The 22734-nt window shown below is 72.3% G+C and carries 20 protein-coding genes; 4 read left to right on the top strand and 16 right to left on the bottom strand.

Features of this window, described 5'->3' with window-relative positions:
- Position 1: 1 nt before the first annotated feature.
- Genes BLV05_RS15745 through BLV05_RS15730 form a run of 4 tightly spaced genes read right to left on the bottom strand, consistent with a single transcriptional unit; the run spans position 2 to position 4801 of the window.
- Positions 2 to 1066, bottom strand: coding sequence for an ABC transporter permease (locus tag BLV05_RS15745; RefSeq protein WP_046769820.1), 1065 nt, complete (start codon positions 1064 to 1066; stop codon positions 2 to 4).
- Positions 1063 to 2145: an ABC transporter permease gene (locus BLV05_RS15740; RefSeq protein WP_046769821.1), complete on the bottom strand. Its 1083-nt coding sequence runs from the start codon at positions 2143 to 2145 to the stop codon at positions 1063 to 1065. The genes BLV05_RS15745 and BLV05_RS15740 overlap by 4 nt, the downstream gene beginning before the upstream one ends.
- Entirely contained in the window at positions 2142 to 3665 is a 1524-nt protein-coding gene (locus tag BLV05_RS15735) for a sugar ABC transporter ATP-binding protein (protein ID WP_046769822.1), read from the bottom strand. Before BLV05_RS15735 ends, BLV05_RS15740 begins: the two co-directional genes overlap by 4 nt.
- Positions 3662 to 4801, bottom strand: coding sequence for a Gfo/Idh/MocA family protein (locus BLV05_RS15730; protein ID WP_046769823.1), 1140 nt, complete (start codon positions 4799 to 4801; stop codon positions 3662 to 3664). The genes BLV05_RS15735 and BLV05_RS15730 overlap by 4 nt, the downstream gene beginning before the upstream one ends.
- A gap of 174 nt (positions 4802 to 4975) precedes the next feature.
- On the opposite strand from BLV05_RS15730, the gene BLV05_RS15725 reads away from it, so the two are divergent.
- Positions 4976 to 6148, top strand: a complete 1173-nt coding sequence (locus tag BLV05_RS15725; protein WP_152690846.1) for an ROK family transcriptional regulator — start codon at positions 4976 to 4978, stop codon at positions 6146 to 6148.
- A gap of 15 nt (positions 6149 to 6163) precedes the next feature.
- Here the strand turns inward: BLV05_RS15725 and BLV05_RS15720 are convergent, their stop codons facing one another.
- The 7 genes from BLV05_RS15720 to BLV05_RS35820 all read right to left on the bottom strand — a co-directional run bounded on the left by BLV05_RS15720 (position 6164) and on the right by BLV05_RS35820 (position 12319).
- Positions 6164 to 7297, bottom strand: coding sequence for a hypothetical protein (locus tag BLV05_RS15720; RefSeq protein ID WP_046769825.1), 1134 nt, complete (start codon positions 7295 to 7297; stop codon positions 6164 to 6166).
- On the bottom strand, positions 7294 to 7815 hold the full coding sequence (locus tag BLV05_RS15715; protein ID WP_046769826.1) for a SigE family RNA polymerase sigma factor: 522 nt from the start codon (positions 7813 to 7815) through the stop codon (positions 7294 to 7296). Before BLV05_RS15715 ends, BLV05_RS15720 begins: the two co-directional genes overlap by 4 nt.
- Before the next feature lie 60 nt (positions 7816 to 7875).
- Positions 7876 to 8532 (bottom strand): FMN reductase, encoded by a 657-nt coding sequence (locus BLV05_RS15710; RefSeq protein ID WP_046769827.1) that lies wholly within the window; start codon positions 8530 to 8532, stop codon positions 7876 to 7878.
- Positions 8529 to 9698: an LLM class flavin-dependent oxidoreductase gene (locus BLV05_RS15705; RefSeq protein WP_046769828.1), complete on the bottom strand. Its 1170-nt coding sequence runs from the start codon at positions 9696 to 9698 to the stop codon at positions 8529 to 8531. Before BLV05_RS15705 ends, BLV05_RS15710 begins: the two co-directional genes overlap by 4 nt.
- Positions 9699 to 10071: 373 nt before the next feature.
- Positions 10072 to 11451 (bottom strand): xylulokinase, encoded by a 1380-nt coding sequence (gene xylB / locus BLV05_RS15700; RefSeq protein ID WP_046769829.1) that lies wholly within the window; start codon positions 11449 to 11451, stop codon positions 10072 to 10074.
- Positions 11452 to 11499: 48 nt separating this feature from the next.
- Positions 11500 to 12150, bottom strand: coding sequence for a DsbA family oxidoreductase (locus BLV05_RS15695; RefSeq protein WP_046769830.1), 651 nt, complete (start codon positions 12148 to 12150; stop codon positions 11500 to 11502).
- Between the two features lie 28 nt (positions 12151 to 12178).
- On the bottom strand, positions 12179 to 12319 hold the full coding sequence (locus BLV05_RS35820; protein WP_157524259.1) for a hypothetical protein: 141 nt from the start codon (positions 12317 to 12319) through the stop codon (positions 12179 to 12181).
- 66 nt (positions 12320 to 12385) lie between these two features.
- Here BLV05_RS35820 and BLV05_RS15690 point away from each other — a divergent pair, with 66 nt between their 5' ends.
- Positions 12386 to 13057 carry an RraA family protein gene (locus BLV05_RS15690; protein WP_082155377.1) on the top strand — a complete coding sequence of 224 codons (672 nt, stop codon included), beginning with the start codon at positions 12386 to 12388 and terminating at the stop codon, positions 13055 to 13057.
- 125 nt (positions 13058 to 13182) lie between these two features.
- Complete coding sequence (locus BLV05_RS15685) at positions 13183 to 13554, top strand: hypothetical protein (protein WP_046769831.1); 372 nt, start codon at positions 13183 to 13185, stop codon at positions 13552 to 13554.
- A gap of 26 nt (positions 13555 to 13580) precedes the next feature.
- Here the strand turns inward: BLV05_RS15685 and dnaG are convergent, their stop codons facing one another.
- Both dnaG and BLV05_RS15675 read right to left on the bottom strand, forming a co-directional pair.
- Positions 13581 to 15512, bottom strand: a complete 1932-nt coding sequence (dnaG, locus tag BLV05_RS15680; protein WP_046769832.1) for a DNA primase — start codon at positions 15510 to 15512, stop codon at positions 13581 to 13583.
- A 60-nt stretch (positions 15513 to 15572) separates the two neighbouring features.
- Positions 15573 to 16799, bottom strand: coding sequence for a deoxyguanosinetriphosphate triphosphohydrolase (locus tag BLV05_RS15675; protein WP_046769833.1), 1227 nt, complete (start codon positions 16797 to 16799; stop codon positions 15573 to 15575).
- 79 nt (positions 16800 to 16878) lie between these two features.
- Between BLV05_RS15675 and lhgO the strand changes: the two genes are divergently transcribed.
- The gene (gene lhgO / locus BLV05_RS15670) at positions 16879 to 18081 is read left to right on the top strand and encodes an L-2-hydroxyglutarate oxidase (RefSeq protein ID WP_046769834.1); all 1203 of its coding nucleotides are present in this window, start codon (positions 16879 to 16881) and stop codon (positions 18079 to 18081) included.
- Between the two features lie 77 nt (positions 18082 to 18158).
- On the opposite strand, the gene BLV05_RS15665 is transcribed toward lhgO, so the two are convergent.
- The 3 genes from BLV05_RS15665 to ppdK all read right to left on the bottom strand — a co-directional run bounded on the left by BLV05_RS15665 (position 18159) and on the right by ppdK (position 22675).
- A complete protein-coding gene (locus BLV05_RS15665) occupies positions 18159 to 18920 on the bottom strand; it encodes an LPXTG cell wall anchor domain-containing protein (protein ID WP_152690840.1) in 762 nt (253 codons plus the stop codon).
- 154 nt (positions 18921 to 19074) lie between these two features.
- Positions 19075 to 19785: an LPXTG cell wall anchor domain-containing protein gene (locus BLV05_RS37025; protein ID WP_046769835.1), complete on the bottom strand. Its 711-nt coding sequence runs from the start codon at positions 19783 to 19785 to the stop codon at positions 19075 to 19077.
- Between the two features lie 142 nt (positions 19786 to 19927).
- Complete coding sequence (gene ppdK, locus BLV05_RS15655) at positions 19928 to 22675, bottom strand: pyruvate, phosphate dikinase (RefSeq protein ID WP_046769836.1); 2748 nt, start codon at positions 22673 to 22675, stop codon at positions 19928 to 19930.
- Positions 22676 to 22734: the final 59 nt, after the last annotated feature.

Genomic DNA, 22734 nt, shown 5'->3' with positions numbered 1-22734 from the left:
TTCAGACGTGGTTCGGTTGCGGTTGGGTCGGGACTTCCTGGTGGTGCCGGGGGCGCGCTCGCTCGCGGGCCGCATAGGCGACGGCCGCGATGATGATCGCGCCTTGGACCGCCGGCCGGATGGTCGACGGCATGCTCAACTGGTTGAACAGGACGAACAGGGCCTCGAGGGTGAGCGCGCCGGCCATGGCCGCGACGACCGAGCCGCGGCCGCCGCCGAGCGCGACGCCACCGAGCACCACCGCGGTGATCGCGGTGAACTCCAGGCCCTGGCCCACCTGTGCTGTGACGCCCGCGTAGCCGCCGATGAGGATCGCGGCGAGCGTGGCCAGCACGCTGGAGACGACGAACGCCAGCGTGCGTACCCGCCAGACCCGGACGCCGGAGAACCCCGCGGCGCGCTCGTTGTCGCCGGTGGCGATCAACGTGCGGCCGTACGAGCTGCGCATGACCGCCACGGCGATGAGGGCGATCCCGATGAGGATCATCAACGCCCACGGCAGTTGCCGTACGACCGACATGTCGATGCCGCCGCGTCCGGGCTGGCGGAACGCCTCGGACAGTGCGCCGGTGGGTGCGCCGCCGGTCCACAACCGGATCGCGCCGTAGAGCACCAGCATCATGCCGAGGGTGGTGATGAAGGACTGCACCTTGAGCAGCGTCGTGATCAGCCCGTTGACCAGGCCGACGAGGATGCCGAAGCCGATCATGAGCAGGATCACCGGGACGGTCCGGCCGTCCTCGCCGTCGATCAGTGCGGCGGCGATGACCACCTGCGCGCCCACCAGCGACCCGACCGACAGGTCGAACTCGCCGGACACGATGACGAAGTACTGGCCGATGGCCAGGATCATCAGCGGCGCCGCCTGCTTGAGGAACGCCATCAGCGACGGCGGTTCGGCGAAGCTCGGGTTCACGATGAAGATCGCCACGAACACGACGATCAGCAGGGCGAACACGGTGGCGCTGCCGCCGCCGAAGACGCGGGCGAGCAGGTCGCCGGCGCGCGCGCCGGCGCTGCGCTGCGGCGCGGGCCCCTGGGCGGGCTGCTGTGTCGTGACGCTCATCGCGCACCTCCCGTGCTACCCGCGGGAACAGGACTGTCAGGGACGGGATCGGGTGGCGCGGAGCCGCCGTCGCCGCCGAATCTGACCCGGCTGGCCTTCCGGTCGATCTGCCGGCGGGCGTAGATCGCGACGGCGGCGACGATGATGGCGCCGCGCAGCACGTCCTTGAAGAACGGGTCGACCGCGAGGATGTTGAAGACGGTGTCCAGCACGGCCAGGATCAGCACGCCGGCGATCGTCCCGCCGATGCCGCCGCGGCCGCCCATCAGCAGCGTCCCGCCGAGCACGACGGCGGCGATGGACTCCAGGTCGTAGCCGGAGTTGTAGACCAGTGCGCTGCCGGTGCCGAACCGGGCGGCGATGAGCAGGCCGCCGAGCCCCGCGGCGATCGAGCAGAGCACGTGCGCGGTGACCAGGACGCGGCCGGTGCGGATGCCGGACAGCCGCGCGACGTCCGCGCTGCCGCCGACGGCGAACATGTGGTAGCCGGTGCGCGTCTTGCGCAGGAACAGGATGCCGGCGACCGCCACGATCAGCATGACCAGCGTCGACACCGGGATCGGGCCGATGCGGCTGAAGCCGAACTGCTGGAACGAGCTGGGCACGTCGCCGGCCGGGCCCTGGTACTCGGTGTCCAGGTAGCCCTTGATGATGAGGCCGACGCCGAGCGTCGCGATGAACGGGTTGACCTTCAGCACCGTCACGATGAGGCCGTTGCACAGGCCGATCGCGCCGGACACCAGCAGCACGGCGACGATGGCCAGTGGCACCCGCGCGGGGTCGCCGTTCATCGTCGTCGCGGCGATCAGGCTGCTCAGCGCCATGACGTAGCCGACGGACAGGTCCAGCGACCGGCACAGGATGACCAGCGTCTGGCCGATCGCGACGAACCCGAGCAGGCTGGAGCGGCTCAGGACGTCGCGGGTGTTGGCGATGCTGAACAGGTTCTGGTCGTCCAGCGCCACCAGGATCGCGCCGATGACCGTCACCCCGACCAGCGCCAGCCACACCAGCTCGGTGGCGCCCAGCCGGCGGCGGGCGGCCTTCCCGGTGCCCGTGACCGCGACAGCCCGGCTCATCGCTGCTCCTCCTCGACGTCGTGGCCCGTGGCCAGAGCCATCACGCTCTCCTCGTCGGCGCCCCCAGGACCGCCGGGCAGCTCGCCGGCGACGCGGCCGTCCCGGAGGACGACGATGCGGTCGGCCATGCCGAGCACCTCGGGCAGCTCGGACGAGATCATCAGGATCGCCACGCCCTGCGCGGACAGCTCGCGCATCAGCGTGTAGACCCGCTCCTTCGCGCCGACGTCGATGCCGCGGGTGGGCTCGTCGAGCACGATCACCTTGGGCTCGGTGGCCAGCCACTTGGCCAGCACGACCTTCTGCTGGTTGCCGCCGGACAGGAAGCGCACCTCCTGGCCGCTGCCCTGCGAGACCAGCTCCAGCGACGACAGGATGCCGGGGATCCGGCGGGTGCTCTGCGACGCGCGGCGCGGCAGGACGGCGTCCAGCACCAGCCGGGCGTTCGCGGCGATCGACTGGTTCAGCACCAGGCCCTCGCCTTTGCGGTCCTCGGTGACCAGCGCCAGCCCGGCCCGAACGGCCTGCCGCGGCGTCCGCGCGGTGAGCGGGCGGCCGTCCAGCCGCACCGTGCCGCGGGTGAACCGGTCGACGCCGAACAGCGCGTGCGCGATCTCGGTGCGTCCGCTCCCCTGCAGCCCGGCCAGCGCGACGATCTCGCCGCCGCGGACCCGCAGGTCGATGCCGTCGAGCTGCTCGTTGCCGCCGCCCTGGATCTCGAGGCGGACGTCGCCGGCTTCGGTGCCCGGCAGCTTGTCCGGGAAGAAGCTCGAGATCGGCCGGCCGACCATCTTGCGGACCAGCTCGTCGGAGGTGATCTCCGCGGTGGCGGCGGTGTCGACCAGCGCGCCGTCCTTGAGGATCGTCACCCGGTCGGAGAGGTCGAAGATCTCCTTGAGCCGGTGCGAGACGTAGAGGATGGCGACGCCGCGCTCCTTCAGCCGCACGATGAGGCGGTAGAGCAGCTCCACCTCCTCGTCGGCCAGCGCGGCGGTCGGCTCGTCCATCGAGATGATCCGCGCGTCATAGGACAGCGCCTTGACGATCTCGACGATCTGCTGGCCGGCCACCGACAGCGAGCGGACCCGGGTCTCCGGCGTCAGCCAGGTCAGCCCGAGGTCCGCGAGCAGCGTGGCCGTCTCGGCGTTCATCCGGCCGGCGTCGACCAGCCGGTTGCGGCGCGGCTCGCGGCCGAGGAACACGTTCTCGGCGACGGTCCGCTCCGGCAGCAGGTTGAACTCCTGGAAGACGGTCGACACGCCGGCCTGCTGGGCCAGCAGCGGGTGCTCGAACCGCACGTCCACGCCGTCGAGCTGCACGGTGCCGCCGTCGGCCTGGTAGACGCCGGCGAGGATCTTCATCAGCGTCGATTTGCCGGCGCCGTTCTCGCCGATGAGCGCGTGCACCTCGCCCGCGCGCAGGTCGAGGTCGACGCCGTGCAGGACGCGGACGCCGAGGAAGGACTTCTCGATGCCGCTCATCCGCAGCAGCGTCGTGGCGGGGCTCGCCACCTCGGTCATGTGGGCACCTCCACCCACTCGCTGTCGCGGGCCGACGTGATGACGGCCTCGGCCAGCCGGGCCGCGCGCAAGCCGTCGTCGAACGTCGGCAGGCCGTCGGGGACGTGGCCGCCGATGGCCGCCTGGGTGTCCGCGACGAACGCGTCGAAGCAGTCCTGGTAGCCCTGCGGGTGGCCGGCCGGGACCCGGGCGTACCGGGCGGCGGCCGAGCTGAGCGTCTCGGGGTCGCGGACCAGCTGGCTGCTGCGCGCGCGGCCGCCCCACCACAGCTGCTCGGGGTTCTCCTGGTCGAACGCGAGCGAGCCGCGCGACCCGGACACCTCCAGCAGCAGCCGGTTCTTGCGCCCGGCCGACACCTGGCTGACGACGACCGAGCCGATCGCGCCGCTGCGGGTGGCGAACTGGACGACCACGACGTCCTCGGTGGTGACGTCGCGCAGCGTCTCGACGCCACGCAGCTTGTTCACCGTCGACGACTGGGCCGACAGCCGGGCGATCCGTTCCCCCGTCACGAACTCCATCAGGTCGCACCAGTGCGAGCCGATGTCGCCGAAGGCGCGGGTCGGGCCGCCGAGGTGCGGGTCGACGCGCCAGTTGTCGTCGGTCGGGTGCAGCAGCCAGTCCTGCAGGTAGCTGCCGTGGGCCAGGAAGATGGTGCCGACCTCGCCGGCGCGGACCCGCTCGCGGGCCTCGCGGACCATCGGGTGGAAGCGGTAGACGAACGGGACGGCGGCGATGCGGCCGGCCTCGCGCGCCGCGGCGGTCATCGCCTCGGCGGCCGGGGTGGACGTCGCGAGCGGCTTCTCGCACACGACGTGCTTGCCGGCGGCCAGCGCGGCGAGCACCACCGACTCGTGCAGGTGGTTGGGGGTGCAGACGTGGACGACGTCGACGTCGGCGCGGTCGAGCAGCTCGTCGAGCGTCGCGTAGACCGCGTCGGCCTGCAGGTCGCTCTGCGCCGCCGCCGCGCGCTCCAGCGTGGAGCCCACGGCCCCGACCACCCGGCCGCCTGCCACCTGGACCGACCGTGCGTGCACACGGCCCATGAAGCCGGTGCCGACGATCGCCGCCCGATAGTCCGTTTCGGGAAGGGGGTTCTCACCGGCCGCGCGGTCTGTGATCGGAGTCACTGCCATGGCAGAGGAACTTAGAGGCACTTTTGCATGCACGTCAAGCAAAAGTTGCGTGGTCGTTACCGCATGTGCGGATGTTGCACAGATGGAAGTCTGGTGTGTTTCACTAGTGCCATGCTCGAAGGCGTAGGCGTCACGACGTCACGGCCGGCAAACTTCCAGCCAGACGGCTCCTCGATGTACTCGCCGGGGTCCCTGTTCCAGCTGCTGCGCGACGGCCGGCCGCGCACGCGCGCCGAGCTCGCGGCCGAGACCGGTCTGGCCCGCTCGACCGTCACCCAGCGCGTCGACGCCTTGCTCGCGAGCAACCTGATCGGCCCGGCCGACAAGGCCGCCTCCACCGGAGGACGGCCGCCCACCCGGTTCGCGTTCAACCCCAACGCCCGGTACGTGCTGGCCGCCGACATCGGCGCCACGCACGCCCGGCTGGCGCTCACCGACCTCGCTGCCGAGGTGCTGGCCCAGTCCGCCGACGACCTGCTCGTCGCCGCCGGCCCCGAGGTCGTCCTCGACTGGGTCGACCGCGTCGGCCACGAGCTCATCCGCGAGGCCGGCCGCGACCCCGACGACCTGCTGGGCGTCGGCATCGGCCTGCCCGGCCCGGTCGAGCACTCCACCGGCCGCCCGGTCAGCCCGCCGATCATGCCCGGCTGGGACGGCTTCGACGTCCAGGGCTTCCTGCAGGACCGGTTCGGCGCGGTCTCGCTGGTCGACAACGACGTGAACATCATGGCGCTGGGCGAGCACCACGTCGTCTGGAGCGACGCGCCGCACATGATGTTCGTCAAGGTCGCCACCGGCATCGGCAGCGGCCTGATCAGCGACGGCCGGCTGCACCGGGGCGCGCAGGGCGCCGCCGGCGACATGGGCCATCTCCAGCTGCCGCACGGCACCGACGTCGTCTGCCGCTGCGGCAACACCGGCTGCCTCGAGGCCGTCGCCAGCGGAGCGGCCATCGCCGCCAAACTGGCCGCCCGCGGCACCGCGGCTTCGTCCAGCTTCGACGTCGTGGGGTTGGCCCGCGGCGGCAACATCGAGGCGCTGCAGCTGCTGCGGCAGGCCGGCCGCGACATCGGCGAGGTGCTGGCGGCCGCGGTGAGCCTGTTCAACCCGTCGGTCATCGTCATCGGCGGGTCGCTCTCGCAGGCCGGCGAGCACCTCATCGCCGGCGTCCGCGAGATCGTCTACCGGCGGTCGCTGCCGCTGGCCACCCAGGACCTGCGGATCGTCCAGTCCAGCACCGGCGACCGCGCCGGCATCATCGGCGCCGCCGTCATGGTCATCGACCACGCGCTGGCGCCGGTCCAGGTCGACCTGCTGATGTCGGCCGCGCCCGCGGCGATGAGCTGACCCCGTCCGCGCAGGTCAGTCACCGGTGCGCGGCAACAGCTCGGCCACCCGCTCCACCGCGGCGACCATGCTGTCCAGCGCCTGGTCATAGCTCGCGATACGGAGTGCCACGACGGCACGGGAGCCGAGCTGCGTGCTGACCTCCTGGCCGGAGCGTTCGTCCTGCCCGGTCTCCACGCTCTGCCCGGGCAGCGGACTGCACGCGTTGGTGACCGTGAGGCACACCGCGTCGTACGGTGCCGCACGCTGCCAGACCTCCACCTCGACCTCGACGCCGTCGGGCAGCACGTACCGCCCGATCACCTGGCCGCGGCCGGTGTCTTCGATAGCGAAGTCCGGCGGACTCAGCTCCGTAAGGGCGCCCCGGTCCAGCTCGGCCTCGACGGCCGACCGGAGCTCGTCCCAGCCGGCCTCCGTCGCCTCCAGGTCCACCCCCGTCGACCACGCGATCGTGCCCTCCGCGGCGACCGAGAGCGCGGCCTCGGCCAGCGCTGTCCCCTCGTCCCGGGTCAGCGTCACGCCCTCCAGGACGTCCCAGGTGACCAGGACGCCGTTGGTGCCGTCGACGAGCGAGACCAGCCCGGTGCCGCCGCCCAGCACGTCGGCCTGGACCCGCCAGCGCCCCGCGTCGTCCTCGCCCTCGACGCACGGCCACGGGGCCACGGTGACCCCCAGCTCGGGGGTCGGCTCGCTGCACGGCCGGAACGCCTCGGCGGGGTCCTCGTGCACGATGACGGTGGCGGCGAACCGCTGGTCGCCGCGCCGCAACTGCAGGGCGAGACTCGGCTCGACCGGATCGCCCACGATGTCGGCGACCGGTTCGACGTCGGGCGGCAGCGCCTCGTCCACCGCCGCCCAGACGGCCGACTTCATCGGGTCGTCGGCGACGACCGGAGCCACCACCGGCTGTGGGACGTCCTCCGTGCGCGGCTGCCGGGCCGCCTCGCCGTCGAACACCGAGGCCGGCGACGACGGCAGCGCGAGACCGGCGGCGACCGCGACCGCCGCGGCGACGACGCCCGCGCCGGTCCTGCGGCGGCGCCGGACCCGGGCCCGTCCGCCCCGCACCGCCGCGTCGAGGTCGAACGGTGCCGGCGGCTCGGTCGTGGCCGCCGCGCCGCGCAGCTGGGTGATCGTCTCGTCCGTCATCGCACACCTCCGCCGTTCTCCGCCAGGTACTGTCCGGTCAGGTCGCGGCGCAGCCGGGCGAGCGCGTCGTGGCTCTGCCGCTTCACCGTGCCCGCCGCGATGCCGAGGATCGCCGCGACCTCGTCCACCGGCCGGTCCTCGAGGTAGCGCAACACCACGACCGCGCGCTGCTTGACCGTCAGCCCGGCCAGTGCACCGGCGAGGTCGAGGCGGTGGGCGACACCACCGGCGTGGTCGCCCGCGGACGACTCGGGCAGCTCGTCGCGCGAGTGCTCACGCCGCCGCCACGGCCGCCGCGCCTCGCTGAACACCCGCCGCACCAGTGTGGTGCGCAGATAGGCGCCCGGGTCGGTGGCGGTGTGGGCGCGCGGCCAGGCGGCGTACACGCGTTCCAGCGCCTCCTGCACCAGGTCGTCCGCCCGGTGCCAGTCACCGCACATCGCGTAGGCGAGCCGGCGCAGTGCCGGCAGCTCCCGCCTCGCGAGGGTGACGAACGACTCTTCGAGGTCCGCCCGCATCCACTTCCACCTTCCTCGGCCGCTGCAGGATAGACGCCGCGGCGAGGGCGGGCGGTTGTGTCAGTTCTCGGCGAGGAGCTGCTCGAACGGGGTCGGGACGGCGAACGGGTCGGCCGCCTGCCGGGGTTCGCGGCCGGTCACCAGCTCGGCGAACTCACGCGCGCCGCGCTCGATGCGGCGGGTCAGGCCGGTCGGCGCGCCCGGGTTGCCGTCGGGGTCGCCGGCACCGTCGCCGCCGGTCTCCGAACCCCAGTCGGAGGTGGCCGCGTAGACGCCGGTCGGCACGACGATCGCGTGCAGGTACGTGAACAGTGGCCGCATCGCGTGCTCGAGCGCCAGCGAGTGCCGCTCCGTCCCGCCGGTCGCGCCGAGCAGCACGGGCATCCCCTCGAGCGCGTCGGCGTCGACCACGTCGAAGAAGGTCTTGAACAGGCCGCTGTAGGAGGCGGTGAAGATCGGCGACACCGCGATCAGCCCGTCGGCCGTCGTCACCGACTGGATCGCCCGCTCCAGCGACGCGCTCGGGAAGCCGCTGAGCAGGTGGTTCGTCAGGTCGTGCGCGTGCTCGCGCAGCTCGACGACCCGCAGGTCGACGTCCACCTCGCGGAGGGCGAACTGTCGGCCGGCCGCGTCGGCGAGCCGGTCGGCCAGCAGCCGCGTCGACGAGGGCTGGCGCAGCCCCGCCGACACGACCGCGATGCGGCGCGACGTCTTCATCGGGCGGCCTCCGCCGTCGTCTCCGTGTCCTCCGCGTTCTCCGCCGCCCGGCCGGTCACGTCGTCCTCGGCATGCACCGTCGTGTCGCGTGCCCCGCCCGCCGCCGCGACCAGCGACGCATGCGTCGGCGCGTCGGGCACGTGCTCGGGCCGGCCGATCGCCATCTCCTTGCGCAGCACCGGCACGACCCCGGTGCCGAGGATCTCCAGCTGCTCCAGGACGATGTCCAGCGGCAGGCCTGCGTGGTCCATCAGGAACAGCTGGCGCTGGTAGTCGCCGACGTCGTGGCGCATGGCCGCGTACCGGTCGATGACCTGCTGCGGACTGCCCACCGTCAGCGGCGTCTGGTCCATGAACTCCTCCAGCGAGGGGCCGTGGCCGTACACCGGCGCGACGTCGAAGTACGGGCGGAACTCGCGGATCGCGTCCTGCGAGTTGGGCCGCATGAACACCTGCCCGCCCAGCCCGACGATGGCGGTGTCGGCCGCGCCGTGGCCGTAGTGCTCGAAGCGGCGGCGGTAGAGGCTCACCATCTGCTTCGTGTGCGACATCGGCCAGAAGATGTTGTTGTGGAAGAAGCCGTCGCCGTAGTAGGCGGCCTGCTCGGCGATCTCCGGGCTGCGGATCGAGCCGTGCCACACGAACGGCGGCACCCCGTCCAGCGGCCGCGGCGTGGACGTGAAGCCCTGCAGCGGCGTGCGGAACCGCCCCTGCCAGTCGACGACGTCCTCCCTCCACAGCCGGTGCAGCAGCGCATAGTTCTCCACAGCCAGCGCGATGCCGTCGCGGATGTCCTTGCCGAACCACGGGTAGACCGGGCCGGTGTTGCCGCGGCCCATCATCAGGTCGACCCGGCCGTCGGTGAGGTGCTGCAGCTTGGCGTAGTTCTCCGCGATCAGCACCGGGTCGGTCGTCGTGATCAGCGTGGTGGCCGTCGAGAGGATGATCCGCTCGGTCTGCGCGCCGATGTAGGCCAGGGTCGTCGTGGGCGCCGACGCGATGAACGGCGGGTTGTGGTGCTCGCCGGTCGCGACGACGTCCAGGCCGACCTCCTCGGCCTTCTTCGCGATCGCCACCGTCGCCTTGATGCGCTCGTGCTCGGTAGGCGTCCGCCCCGTGGTGGGATCGGTGGTCACGTCCCCCACCGTGAAGATCCCGAACTGCATCTCGCGTCACTCCCTCTCGCCGACTGTTGACGTGTCAACCAAATCTAACCGCCACAACCGGCCGGCGTGTGCCCGTATTCCACCATGCCCAATGACGGGGGTCGCGCGAAAGAGAAGGACGCCTCAACTCCTCAGACAGGCGCTCGCGGAGGTAGGCATTCCGCCACGAACGCCCCGAGCGCCTGCCATCGTCGCCGAGCTTTCGCGCCACCCACCAGGGGTGACACGCCGAAGGTCGGCCGTGCAGCAGCCGCCGCGCCGCGGCGCATACCCCCACTCCGCGTTGATCTTGGAGTTGTTCGGGCATCAAACGGACGAATCGCCCGGCAATCGCCGAAGAACTCCAAGATCAACGGGGCCTGTCAGGCGGAGGTCAGCCGTGCAGCCGCTGCCGCGCGGCGGCGTAGGCCTCCCGGACCCCCGTCCCGGCCCCCGCGTCGACCGTCGTCTCCACGTCCAACGGCCAGGCCGGCGGCGTAGCGGCGCCGGAGAGCGCCCAGGCCGCCTGCCGGGCGGCGCCGAGCGCGACGTACTCGCCCGGCGCCGGGACGACGACCGGCGTGCCGAACACCTCGGCGGCGACGGCGCGGACCGCGGCCGACTTCGCGGCGCCGCCGATCAGCAGCACCCGCCGCACGGACACCCCCTGCGCGGCCAGCGCGTCGACACCGTCGGCGAGGCCGCAGAGCATGCCCTCGACGGCGGCGCGGGCGAGGTTGCGCGGGGTCATCGCGGCGCGGGTGAGATTGACCAGTGAGCCGGTCGCGTCCGGCAGATCGGGCGTGCGCTCGCCGTCGAGGTACGGCAGCAGCACGAGGCCGCCGGCGCCGGAGTCCGCCTCCAACGCGAGCCGGTCCAGCCCGGCGAGGTCGGTGCCGAGCAGCGTCGCGGCGGCGGTCAGCACGCGGGCGGCGTTGAGCGTCGCGACGAGCGGCAGGTGCCGGCCGGTGGCGTCGGCGAACCCGGCGACCGTGCCGGTGCGATCGGCGACGGGCGCCTCGGAGACGGCGAACGCCGTGCCGCTGGTCCCCAGTGAGACCACGACGTCGCCGGGCTCGAGCGTCAGGCCCAGCGCCGCGCCCATGTTGTCGCCGGTGCCGGGTGCGATGGCCGCGCCTGACGCCGTCGAACCCGTCACCTCGGCCGGAGCGGCGACCCGCGGCACGCCGATCGTCCGGCCGAAACCGAGTTCCAGCAGGTCGGGGCGGTACTCGTTGGTGGCAGCAGACCAGTAGCCGGTGCCCGAGGCGTCGCCGCGGTCGGTCACCGCCTCGTTCGGGCGGCCGGCCAGCTGCCAGCTGAGGTAGTCGTGCGGGAGCATCACCTGCTCGACGCGGGCGGCGTTGTCCGGTTCGTGCCGGGCCAGCCAGCGGAGCTTGGTGACGGTGAAGCTGGCGACCGGCACCAGCCCGACGGCCTCGGCCCAGGCCGCGGGGCCGCCGAGCTCCGCCGTCAAGTCGCGGGCGGCGCCGGCCGAGCGGGTGTCGTTCCACAGCAGCGCCGGCCGCACCACCTCGCCGGCGTCGTCGAGCACGACCATGCCATGCTGCTGCCCGCCGACGGCGACCGCCGCGGCCCGCTCCAGCAGCCCGTCGCCGGCCTGTTGGAGGGCGTCCCACCAGGCACGGGGGTCGACCTCGGTGCCGTCGGGATGGTCGGCGCGCCCGGTCGCGACGACGGCGCCGGAGTCGGCGTCGACGAGCACGACCTTGCAGGACTGAGTGGACGAATCGATGCCGGCGACGAGGGTCATGCCCGCATCATGCCCGCCGCGGCGGCTTGTCCGCGACGGCGGGTTCTGTCAGCCGGCCGGCGCCGTCGCCCGCTGGTACGCCTCGGCGAGCGCACCGTCGAAGACCTCGACCGGCTGCGCCCCGGAGACGCCGTGGGTGCGGCCCATCACGAAGAACGGCACCCCGTTGGCGCCGAACTGCCGCGCCAGGTCGATCTCCGCCCGCACGTCGTCGGCGTAGTCGTCCCCGTCGAGCACCCGGCGCGCCTCGTCGGCGGGCACGCCCACCTCGGCGGCCAGCCGGACGATGTTCTCCGGCGTGCCCAGGTGCACCGACTCGATCAGGTGCGCCCGCATGAGCCGCTCGTGCAGCTGCGGCCCGGCCCCGTGCTCGCGGGCCAGGTGCGCCACCCGGTGCGCGTCGAACGTGTTCGCGACCCGCGCGGTGTCCAGGTGGTAGTCCAGCCCCTCGGCCGCGGCGAGCGTCGTGACCCGCTCGTTCATCTGCACGACCTGCTCGGCGCTCGCACCGTACTTGGTCCGCAGGGTCTCCGACACCGGGCCGTCCGCCCCGGGCGGCGTGGACGGGTCCAGCTGGAAGCTGCGCCACACGATCTCGACGTCGCCGGCGTGCTCGAACCGGCTCAGCGCCGTCTCCAGCCGCCGCTTGCCGATGTAGCACCACGGGCAGACGAAGTCCGACCACACCTCGACCAGCACTGTTGTTCTCCTCGTTCTGGGGAATCGCTCAGAGGGCGCAGAAGCCGTCGGCACACTCGCCGGCGTCGCCGTCGGCCGTACCGCTCGCGCTGCCGAGGACGATCAGACCGTTCGGCTGGACCTCGTCCGTGGTGCTTGCGGTGGCCGCCGTGTCCCGGATCTCGCTCATGATGATTGAAGCGTCAACGGGTAGCGGCGCATTCCCTCGCGGCCGTCGAGTGTTGGAGAATCCACCGTGCACACCACCGAGCAGCGAGCAGAGATCCGCCGGCGCTTCGCCGCCGTCGACACGTCGAACGTCGCGGACGCTCTCGACGTCCTGGGCCGGACCGGCCAGGGGCTGTCCCCGTCACTGGCAGCCGTGTCCGGCGAGCGGGTGGCCGGCTGGGCCTACACGATCCGCGGCCAGCTGCGCCCGTACGAGGGCGCCGGCGACCCCGCCAAGATGGAGGCCTGCCAGGGCATCGGCCCCGACGAGGTCGCCGTCTGGGCCGGTGACGGCGACGGCGTCTGCTACTTCGGCGAGCTGATCGCGCTGGGCCTGCGCGAGCGCGGCTGCGTCGGCGCGGTGGTCGACGGTGGGGTGCGTGACCTGCGCTGGCTGCGGAAGCACGGGTTCCCGGTGTTCGCGCGGTATCGCACGCCGGTGCAGTCGATCGGGCGCTGGGCGGTCACCGGCTGGCAGGACCCGGTCTACCTGCGCGGCGCGACGACGGCCTGGGTGGAGGTGCGGCCGGGCGACTTCGTCCTCGCCGACGAGGACGGCGGCATCGTGGTCCCGTCCGAGCTGGTCGACGAGGTGCTGGCCGCGGCCGAGCGACTCACGGCCAGGGAGGTGTCCATTCGGGCCGCGCTGGCGGACGGCCTCACGCTGGCCGAGTGCCTGGCCCGCTTCGGCCACGTGTAGGCCCGGCTCCGTCGTCCACAGGGGCGATGCGTTCCGGTGGTTATCCACAATGTCCGATTCGTCCTCCACGAGCTGCGCCGCTCCCGGGCAGGGTCGTACCATGACGATCCACGAAGGAGCAGTAGATGAACGACGCGCAGACCTGGACGCTGATCGGCAGCTTTCTGGCCGCGATCAGCATCGGTGCCACCTTGCTGCTGCGTCTGATCGACGCAAAGATCGACGGGCTCGGGGCGCGGTTCGACACCATCGACCACCGGTTCGACACCATCGACCACCGGTTCGCGGCGATGGACGAGAAGTTCGACGCGCGCTTCCAGTCCATGGACGCGAAGTTCGGGGCCATGGACGCCAAGTTCGGCGCCATGGATGCGAAGTTCGACTCTATGCGCGCGGAGATGAACACCCGGTTCGACGAGGTCAATCGACGCGTCGACCACCTCGACAGCGACGTCCAGGCGCTGACCCGCACCGCGTTCCGGCGCGAGGACGGCTGAACCCGCCACCCGCGGCCGAGCGGCGGTCAGCCGGCGGTGCCGATGCCTCGCTCGCGCAGGTCGCGGCGGTGTTTCTCCAGCGCCATCAGCTCGCCGAAGAGCCGGTTGTAGACCTCGACCTGTGCCGACGGGTCGGTGCGCTGCAGCTTGGCCTTCAACGCCACCAGCTGGCGCGACACCCACACCTCATGCAGCCGCAGCACGACTGAGTCGGCGTAGCGCTGCACGGCGTTCTCGTCGACGGGCATGGCCTCGACAGCGAGCTGGGTGACGATGTGCCGGGCGGAGTCGTCCGGCGCGACGGCCAGCAGCGCCTCGACCCAGTCGTGGCCCCCGGCCTGGGTCGCGCAGCCGCCGGCCTTGGCGACGGTCTCGCGGACGGCGCGGTAGGCCGGCGACAGGAACGCCTCGGGCGCGAGGTCGTCGAACGTGGGTCCGGCCAGGGCCGGGCGCTGGACGCCGACGCGCAGCGCGGCCCGCTCCAGCTCGAGGGTCTGCGGGTCGACGTTGCCGTGCACAGGCACGCCGAGCGCCTGCTGTCCGGCCGCGGGCGGCGCGGCGGCCCGGCCGCCGCGGCCTCCCCCGGCGCGCCGGTCGGGCACCCCGGCGGCCGCGCGGACCCGGGAGACGACGTCGCGCTCCCAGTTCTCCGAGTGACCCAGCGGCGGGCCGACCCACCCGGACATCCGGACGGCGTACTGGTCGCGGACGGCGCGGTCGCGGATGCGCGCGATGAACGGGATCGCCCGGTCCAGCGCGTGGGCCCGGCCCTCGGCGTTGTCGAGGTCGTACTCGTCGATCATGCTGCGGATGGCGAACTCGAACAGCGGCCGGTGCCGCGCGATCAGCTCGCGCACGCCCGGATCGCCGGAGGTCTGCCGCCGCTCGCACGGGTCCAGGCCGTCGGGGTCGATCGCGACGTAGGTCTGGCCGACGAAGCGCTGGTCGCCCTCGAACGCCCGCAGCGCCGCCTTCTGGCCCGCGGCGTCGCCGTCGAATGTGAAGATCACCTGGCCGCGGTACTCGTCCTGGTCGCGCAGCAGCCGGCGCAGAATGCGCGCGTGGTCCTCGCCGAACGCCGTCCCGCAGGTGGCGACGGCGGTGGTGACGCCAGCCAGGTGACAGGCCATGACGTCGGTGTAGCCCTCGACGACGACGGCCCGCGACGTGCGGGCGATGTCCTTCTTGGCGAGGTCGACGCCGTACAGGACGTGGCTCTTCTTGTAGATCGGCGTCTCGGGGGTGTTGAGGTACTTCGCCTCGATGCGGTCGTCGTCGAACAGGCGGCGGGCGCCGAACCCGACGACGTCGCCCATGAGGTCGTGGATGGGCCACACCAGCCGGCCGCGGAAGCGGTCGTACGGCGCGTTACGGCCCTGTGCGACCAGCCCGGCGGTGATGATCTCGTGGTCGCTGAAGCCCTTCTGCCGCAGGTGCTTGCGCAGCACCTCGCCGCCCTGCGGTGCGTAGCCGACGCCGAAGCGCTGCGCCGCCTCGTGGTCGAACCCGCGCTCGTCGAGGAACTGCCGGCCGGTCACCGCCTCCGGCGACCCCGCCAGCGCCTCGGCGTAGAACTCCGCCGCGACCCGGTGCGCCTCGACCAGCCGCGTGCGCTGCTCACGGTTCTGCCGCGGCGCCGTGCCGGACCCGGTCTCCTCGTACCGCAGCTGCATCCCGACCTTGTCGGCCAGCCGCTCGATCGCCTCGGTGAACGACAGCTGGTCGATCTTCTGGACGAAGCTGATGACGTCGCCGCCTTCTGAGCAGCCGAAACAGTGGAAGAATCCGCGCGCGGGCGTGACGTGGAACGACGGTGACTTCTCGTCGTGGAACGGGCACAGCCCTTTGAGCGACCCGCCGCCGGCGTTGCGTAGCGCGACGTACTCGCCGACGATGACGTCGATCCGGGCGCGCTCGCGGATGGCTGCGATGTCCTCGTCCCGGATTCGACCTGCCACGCGCCGAGTCTACGACCGCTGCCGCCTCAAGCCCATTCGACCGGCGGTCCTGCGGTGCGGTCAGTGGGTGAGGCGCGTGTGCAGGGCGACGGCGGAGTCGTCGGTGAGGGAAGCGACCTGGTCGACGATCACGCGCAGGCGGGCGGCGTCGTCGGGGGCGTCTCCCCAGAACTCCTGGAAGGCCGGTTCCAGCGAGTCCGGCGCGCGCAGCCGCAGCGCCGACACCAGCTCCTGGATCAGCTCCCGCTGGCGGGCGTAGATCGGCTTGCGGTCCGAGGCCGTCATGACGTAGACGGCGGCCAGGCCCTTGAGGACCGCCACTTCGACGCGGGTGTGGCGCGGCACGACGAGGTCGGCGGCGTACCGGGTGAGCCGCCCACCCCCGTAGGCGGCGTGGGTCGCCCGCTCGGCGTCGTCGCAGAAGCGGCCGATCAGCTGGCTGGTCATGTCCTTCAGCGCGGCCAGCGAGCGGAGCCGGCCGTCGTACGCGGCCACCCAATAGGGCAGGGCGCGCAGCCGGTCCAGCGCCTCGGTGATCTCGTCGGCCGACGCGTCGGGCAGGTACCACTCCTGGGTCAACTCGGCGACGTGTGAGCGCTCCGACGCGTCGTCCAGCCGCTCCCCCGGCTGCAGCCAGCCGCCGACGATCGCGTCCTCGACGTCGTGGACGCTGTAGGCGACGTCGTCGGAGAAGTCCATGACCTGCGCCTCGAGGCAGCGGCGGTCGCCGGCGGCGCCGTCGCGCAGCCAGCCGAACACCTCGGCGTCGTCGTCGTAGACGCCGAACTTGCGGCCGTCGCGCTCGCCGCGGCGCCACGGGTACTTGGTCGACGCGTCGAGGCTGGCGCGGGTGAGGTTGAGGCCCGCGGACCGGCCGTCGGGGTGGACGGCCTTGGCCTCCAGGCGGGTGAGCAGCCGCAACGTCTGGGCGTTGCCCTCGAACCCGCCGATGCCGGCCGCGATCTCGTCGAGCACCTGCTCGCCGTTGTGCCCGAACGGCGGGTGGCCGATGTCGTGCGCGAGGCAGGCAGCGTCGACGACGTCGGGGTCGCAGCCCAGCTCCTTGCCGAGCTCGCGGCCGACCTGCGCCACCTCGAGCGAGTGCGTCAGCCGGTTGCGGACGAAGTCGTCGCTGCCGGGCGCCACCACCTGGGTCTTCGCCGCCAGCCGCCGCAGCGACGCGGAGTGCACGACGCGGGCGCGGTCACGCTCGAACGCCGTGCGCACCGCCCGCTTCGGTGGCTCGGCCGCCCACCGTTCGCGGTCCGCGTCGTCGTAGCCGCTCATCACGGCCAGAGGTTACGCTGCCCGCCGCCACGGCGCGTTCGGTACCCTGGCGCCACTGTTCACTCGGGGGGAGTGGCGCATGAGCGTCCCGTCCAGCTTCGCCGTCGTCGGCGGCGGCATCGTCGGTTCGGCCGTCGCCCGCGCGCTGGCCCGCTCGTCCGACGGCGCCACCGTCACCGTGCTGGAGAAGGAGCCCGAGCCGGCCCGGCACCAGACGCGGCGCAACAGCGGCGTCGTGCACGCCGGCATCTACTACGCGCCCGGCTCGGCGAAGGCCCGATTCTCGCGCCGCGGGGTCGGGCTGCTGCGCGACTACTGCACCGAGAAGGGCCTGACGTACGACGAGTGCGGCAAGGTCATCGTCGCTCTGGACGAGTCGCAGCGGCGCCGTCTCGACGACCTGCACAAGCGGGCCATCGCCAACGAGGTGCCCGGCGTGCGGATGCTCGACGCCCGCGAACTGGCCGAGCTGGAGCCGCACGTCCGCGGCGTCGCCGGGCTGCACTCCCCCACGACGGCGATCGTCGACTTCGCCGCCATCGCGGCCGCGCTCTTGGCCGACGCCGCCGAGGCGGGGGCGACGCTGCGCACCGGCTTCGAGGTGACGCGGTTCCACCAGTCCGACGACGAGGTCCGGGTCACCGGCGCGTCCGGCGAGACGCTCGCCTTCGACCGCGTCGTCGTGTGCGCGGGGCTGCAGTCCGACCGGCTGGCCCGGCTGGCCGGCGACGACACGTACCCGCGCATCGTCCCGTTCCGCGGCGAGTTCGCGCTGCTGCGCCCCGAGCGCCGCCACCTGGTCAACGGCCTCGTCTACCCGGTGCCGGACCCGCGCTACCCGTTCCTCGGCGTGCACCTGACCAAGCGCGTCGACGGCGAGGTGATGGTCGGCCCGAACGCCGTCCTCGCACTGGCCCGCGAGGGCTACCGCAAACGCGACGTCGACCCGGCCGAGCTGATCCGGCTGGCCCGCTGGAGCGGCTTCCGCAGGTTCGCCTGGGCCAACCGGCGCACGGCGGTCAGTGAGCTGTACGGGTCGATGAGCCGGCGCCGGTTCGCCGCGGCCGCCCGGCAGTACCTGCCCGCGCTCACGGTCGACGACCTCGTGCCCGCCCCGGCCGGCATCCGCGCGCAGGCGATGAACGCCGACGGCACCCTGGTCGACGACTTCCGGTCCAGCCGGCGCGGCAACGTGCTGTGCATCCGCAACGCCCCTTCGCCGGCGGCGACCGCGTGCCTCGCCATCGCCGACGACGTGGTCGGCGAGCTGCTGGCCGGCTGACGCATTCGTGCGCGGAGGTTGACTTCAGCGCCAGCTGGTGGCGCTGAAGTCAACCCGCGGAATCGAGAGCGTCGGTGTTACAGCTTCACGAGGCGGTGCCGCAGCACGAGCAGACCGGCGAGCAGCAGCCCACCGGCCAGCGCCAGCAGGACGCCCGGCGCACCACCGGTGTCGGGCAGCTCCCCGTCGTCGTCATCGGTCGGCGACGGCGTCGGGCTGTCGGTCGGCGACGCGCTGGGCGACTCCGACGGGGACTCGCTCGGCGTTTGCGACGGCGACTCGGACGGAGACTCGCTCGGCGACTCCGACGGGGACTCCGACGGCGTTTCCGATGGCGACTCGCTGGGGCTCTCGGACGGCGACTCCGACGGCGTCGGTGTGGGCGACGGCGTCTCGTCCTGGTAGCCGCAGACGAACCAGTGGCTGATCCCCGGGTACTTGGCATCGCCGTCCAGCGGCGGCGAGTGCAGGCCGGTCCACGGCGACTCCGTCTCGCCGACGACGTACAGCGTGTAGGCGGGCCCGCCCTTCACCACGATGGCGGTGATGACGTACGAGTCGTCGAGCTGCTCGACGTCGAGGAACTGGTCGTCGTCGCCGTAGACATCGCCGCTGACGATGTCGTTGGCGGCGTCCGCGCCCGGGTCGACGTCGATCAGTGTCTCGCCCGGGCTGGGGAGCCCGACGAGTGCGGCGTTGGCCAGGAACTCCAGGTCCTCGCAGTCCTGGGCGTTGCCTTCGAAGTAATAGGAGTCGATGGACTCGCCGGCGGCGGCCGGAACGGCGGCTCCCACGGCGATCGCCGCGCAGGCAGCGGCAAGGACAGTGATGCGACGCACGATATGCCCCTCGATGTGAAGAGTTCACTGATGACACAAGCCGTTGCGGAGGCAGACGGAACATATCGGACGCGGGCGTCGCTGGCAACGCGCCGGACACAGACACGCCGGGCGCGCGACCGTGAGGTCGCACGCCCGGCGGCGTCAGTGACGGTTACTGCTTGACGAAGCGCTGCCGCATCGCGATCAGACCGGCGATCACCAGTCCACCGGCCAGCGCCAGCAGCACGGCCGGGGAGCTACCGGTGTCGGGCAGGTCCTCGTCCGGCGTCTCGGTCGGCGTCGGGGTCGGGCTGTCCGAGGGGGTCTCGGACGGGGTCTCCGACGGCGACTCGCTCGGCGTCTCCGACGGGGTCTCGCTCGGGGACTCCGACGGAGTCTCGGACGGGGTCTCGCTCGGCGTCTCCGAGGGGGTCTCGGACGGCGTCTCGCTCGGGGTCTCCGTCGGCTCTTCCGTCGGCGGCTCCGTCGGCGGCTCGGTCGGCTCTTCGTTGAAGTGGACCTTGCAGATCGTGTAGTTGCTGATCTGCGCAGGGTTGCCGGACGCGTTCTCCGGCGCGTGCAGGTGCGTCAGGTCCGGGCCGAGGTACAGGGCGGTGTCCTGTCCACCCTTGACCAGGACGGCGAGGTCGATGCCGCTGTTCTCACCATCGGGCGTGAGGACGACGTCGAGCCACTGGTTGTCGTCGGACAGATCCACGGTGAACCAGCCGTGCTGGATGATGTCCGGGACGTCCGCGCTCTCCTCCCAGATGACGTCGCCGTCGACGACGCCCTCACAGGACTTGACGTTGCCATCGAGGATCTGGTCGGGCTCGGTGTGGTCGGCGGCGGCGGGCAGGGTGCCGAGCAGGGCAGCACCCACGGTTACGGCAGGTAAAACGGCAGCAAGGTACGCAAGACGGCGCATGGTGCCCCTCAAGTATTAAAACGCTCTAATACGACACAATCGGGGCAGAGGTTATCGGACTGGGCCGCCTGGTTGCAATGCACCCCGTCCGCGAGTCTCAGCGGCTGTCGGAACCTTCCGTGACCAGCGCGGCACGACCCGCCTCCAGCCGTGCGACGGGCACGCGGAACGGCGAGCAGGACACGTAGTCCAGCTTGATCGACTCGAAGAAGTGGATCGAGTCAGGGTCGCCGCCGTGTTCCCCGCAGACGCCCAGCTCGAGGTCTTGCCGAGTCTCTTTACCCTCCCAGGCGGCGATCGAAACCAGCCGGCCCACACCGTCCGCGTCGATCGACTCGAACGGGCTCACGCCGAAGATGCCGCGCTCGAGGTAGGCGGGGAAGAACGTCGCCTCGACGTCGTCGCGGGAGAAGCCCCAGGTGGTCTGGGTGAGGTCGTTGGTGCCGAAGGAGAAGAACTCGGCCGCCTCGGCGATCGCGTGCGCGGTCATCGCCGCGCGCGGCAGCTCGATCATCGTCCCGATCGGGAACCGCAGCGCCGTCCCCGTCTCGGCGGCGACCTCGGCGACCGTCGCCTCGGCCATGTCGCGGATCGCCTCCAGCTCCTGGACGGCGGCGACCAGCGGCACCATGATCTGCGGCTGCGGATCCAGCCCGCGCGCGAGCAGCGACGCGGCCGCCTCGGCGATCGCCCGCACCTGCAGCTCGAACAGCCCCGGCACGACCAGCCCGAGCCGCACGCCGCGCATGCCGAGCATCGGGTTCTGCTCGTGCAGCCGCTGCACCTCTGCCAGCAAGGCCGCCGCCTCGGCGTCCGGCGAACCGGTCGCCTCGCCCACGGCCACCCGCACGGACAGGTCGGTGAGGTCGGGCAGGAACTCGTGCAGCGGCGGGTCGAGCAGCCGGATCGTCACCGGTTGACCGTCCATCGCCTCGAGGATCTCGGTGAAGTCGGCCCGTTGCAGCGGCCGCAGCTCGTCCAGGCCGGCGTCGCGCTGCTCCGGCGTCCGCGCGAGGATCACGTGCTCGACGATCTTGCGCCGCGCGCCGAGGAACATGTGCTCCGTCCGGCACAGCCCGATCCCGGCGGCGCCCAGGTCGCGGGCCCGGCGGGCGTCCTCGCCGGTGTCGGCGTTGGCGCGCACCTCCATCCGGCGGCGGACGTCGGCGTGCCGCATGAGCCGCAGGACGGCGGACACGACCTCGCGGCGGACGACGTCGCTCGACTCGCCCTCGGCCTCGGCCTCCGACTCCGGCCCCGACGACGCCGACGGCGGCGCCGCCGCTCTCCCGTACAGCGCGTCCACGACCGCCGACGGCACCACCGGGAGGGCACCGAGGAACACCTCGCCGGTCCCGCCGTCGATGGAGATGACGTCGCCCTCGGTGACCCGGGCGCCGTCGGGCGTGGTGAACGCGCGCGCCCGCGGGTCGACCCGCAGCGCCTCGACGCCGACGACGCAGGTGCGGCCCATGCCGCGGGCCACGACGGCGGCGTGCGACGTCTTGCCGCCGCGCGAGGTGAGCACGCCGCGCGACGCGACCATGCCGCGCAGGTCGTCGGGGTTGGTCTCGCGCCGGACGAGGATGACGTCGTCGCCCCGCTGCGCCCACTCGACCGCCGTCGCCGAGTCGAACGCCGCCTTGCCCACGGCGGCGCCCGGGCTGGCGGCCATGCCGCGGGCGATCGAGGTCCGCGAGGCGGCCGGGTCGAACTGCGGGAACATCAGCTGCGCCAACTGCGCGCCGGTGACCCGCGAGAGCGCCTCGTCCTCGTCGATGAGGCCCTCGTCGACCAGCTGACCGGCGATGCGGAACGCCGCGGCGGCGGTCCGCTTGCCGACCCGGGTCTGCAGCATCCACAGCTTCCCGCGCTCGATGGTGAACTCGATGTCGCAGAGGTCGAGGTAGTGCTTCTCCAGCGTCTCCATGATGTCGAGCAGCTGGTCGTACGACGCCTTGTCCAGCCGCTCCAGCTCGGCCAGCGCCAGCGTGTTGCGAATGCCGGCGACGACGTCCTCGCCCTGCGCGTTCGGCAGGTAGTCGCCGTAGACGCCCTGCTCGCCGGTGGCGGGGTCACGGGTGAACGCGACGCCGGTGCCGGAGTCGGGGCCGAGGTTGCCGAACACCATGGCGACGATGTTGACCGCCGTGCCGAGGTCGTCGGGGATGCGCTCCTGGCGGCGGTAGATGCGGGCCCGGTCGGTGTTCCACGACTCGAACACGGCCCGGACGGCGAGGTCGAGCTGCGTGCGCGGGTCCTGCGGGAAGTTGGTCCCGCTCTCCCCGCGCACGATCTCCTTGAACTCGGCGACGAGGTCGCGCAGGTCGTCGACGGTGAGGTCCACGTCGGAGTCGACGCCGCGGTCCTTCTTGCGGGTCTCGAGCGCGTGGTCGAACCGCTCGCCGTCAACGCCGAGCACCGTCTTGCCGAACATCTGGACCAGCCGGCGGTAGGAGTCCCAGGCGAACCGCTGGTCGCCGGCGACCGCCGCCAGCCCGGCCACCGAGAGGTCGGTGAGGCCGACGTTGAGGACGGTGTCCATCATGCCGGGCATCGAGAACTTGGCGCCGGACCGCACCGACACCAGCAGTGGGTCGGTGGCGTCGCCCAGCCGCTTGCCCATCCCCGACTCGAGGCCGGACAGGTGCCGCTCGATCTCGTCGGCGAGGCCGTCGGGCTCGCGTCCGGTCGCCAGGTAGCTGCGGCAGGCCTCGGTGCTGATGGTGAAGCCCGGTGGGACGGGAAGCCCCAGGGAGGTCATCTCGGCGAGGTTGGCACCCTTGCCGCCGAGTAGGTCGCGTTGGTCCTTGCTGCCCTCGGTGAAGTCGAAAACGTACTGCACAGGCCGGCCCTCCGTGTCGCGTACGGCATCCAACGAGCGAGTTTCGCGGAGCCTAACGA

This window comes from Jiangella alkaliphila (genome assembly GCF_900105925.1).
Lineage (GTDB): Bacteria > Actinomycetota > Actinomycetes > Jiangellales > Jiangellaceae > Jiangella > Jiangella alkaliphila.
This window is presented reverse-complemented; position numbering and strand designations above follow the sequence as displayed.

What these genes read in the sequence shown, in the direction of transcription:
- BLV05_RS15745 (WP_046769820.1), bottom strand. Translation starts at nt 1,066, where the DNA reads ATGAGCGTCACGACACAGCAGCCCGCCCAGGGGCCCGCGCCGCAGCGC.
- BLV05_RS15735 (WP_046769822.1), bottom strand. Translation starts at nt 3,665, where the DNA reads ATGACCGAGGTGGCGAGCCCCGCCACGACGCTGCTGCGGATGAGCGGC.
- BLV05_RS15675 (WP_046769833.1), bottom strand. Translation starts at nt 16,799, where the DNA reads ATGAGCGGCTACGACGACGCGGACCGCGAACGGTGGGCGGCCGAGCCA.
- BLV05_RS35820 (WP_157524259.1), bottom strand. Translation starts at nt 12,319, where the DNA reads ATGAGCGAGATCCGGGACACGGCGGCCACCGCAAGCACCACGGACGAG.
- xylB (WP_046769829.1), bottom strand. Translation starts at nt 11,451, where the DNA reads ATGACCCTCGTCGCCGGCATCGATTCGTCCACTCAGTCCTGCAAGGTC.
- BLV05_RS15710 (WP_046769827.1), bottom strand. Translation starts at nt 8,532, where the DNA reads ATGAAGACGTCGCGCCGCATCGCGGTCGTGTCGGCGGGGCTGCGCCAG.
- BLV05_RS15720 (WP_046769825.1), bottom strand. Translation starts at nt 7,297, where the DNA reads ATGACGGACGAGACGATCACCCAGCTGCGCGGCGCGGCGGCCACGACC.
- lhgO (WP_046769834.1), top strand. Translation starts at nt 16,879, where the DNA reads ATGAGCGTCCCGTCCAGCTTCGCCGTCGTCGGCGGCGGCATCGTCGGT.
- BLV05_RS15715 (WP_046769826.1), bottom strand. Translation starts at nt 7,815, where the DNA reads ATGCGGGCGGACCTCGAAGAGTCGTTCGTCACCCTCGCGAGGCGGGAG.
- BLV05_RS15725 (WP_152690846.1), top strand. Translation starts at nt 4,976, where the DNA reads ATGTACTCGCCGGGGTCCCTGTTCCAGCTGCTGCGCGACGGCCGGCCG.
- BLV05_RS15730 (WP_046769823.1), bottom strand. Translation starts at nt 4,801, where the DNA reads ATGGCAGTGACTCCGATCACAGACCGCGCGGCCGGTGAGAACCCCCTT.
- BLV05_RS15685 (WP_046769831.1), top strand. Translation starts at nt 13,183, where the DNA reads ATGAACGACGCGCAGACCTGGACGCTGATCGGCAGCTTTCTGGCCGCG.
- BLV05_RS15705 (WP_046769828.1), bottom strand. Translation starts at nt 9,698, where the DNA reads ATGCAGTTCGGGATCTTCACGGTGGGGGACGTGACCACCGATCCCACC.
- BLV05_RS15740 (WP_046769821.1), bottom strand. Translation starts at nt 2,145, where the DNA reads ATGAGCCGGGCTGTCGCGGTCACGGGCACCGGGAAGGCCGCCCGCCGC.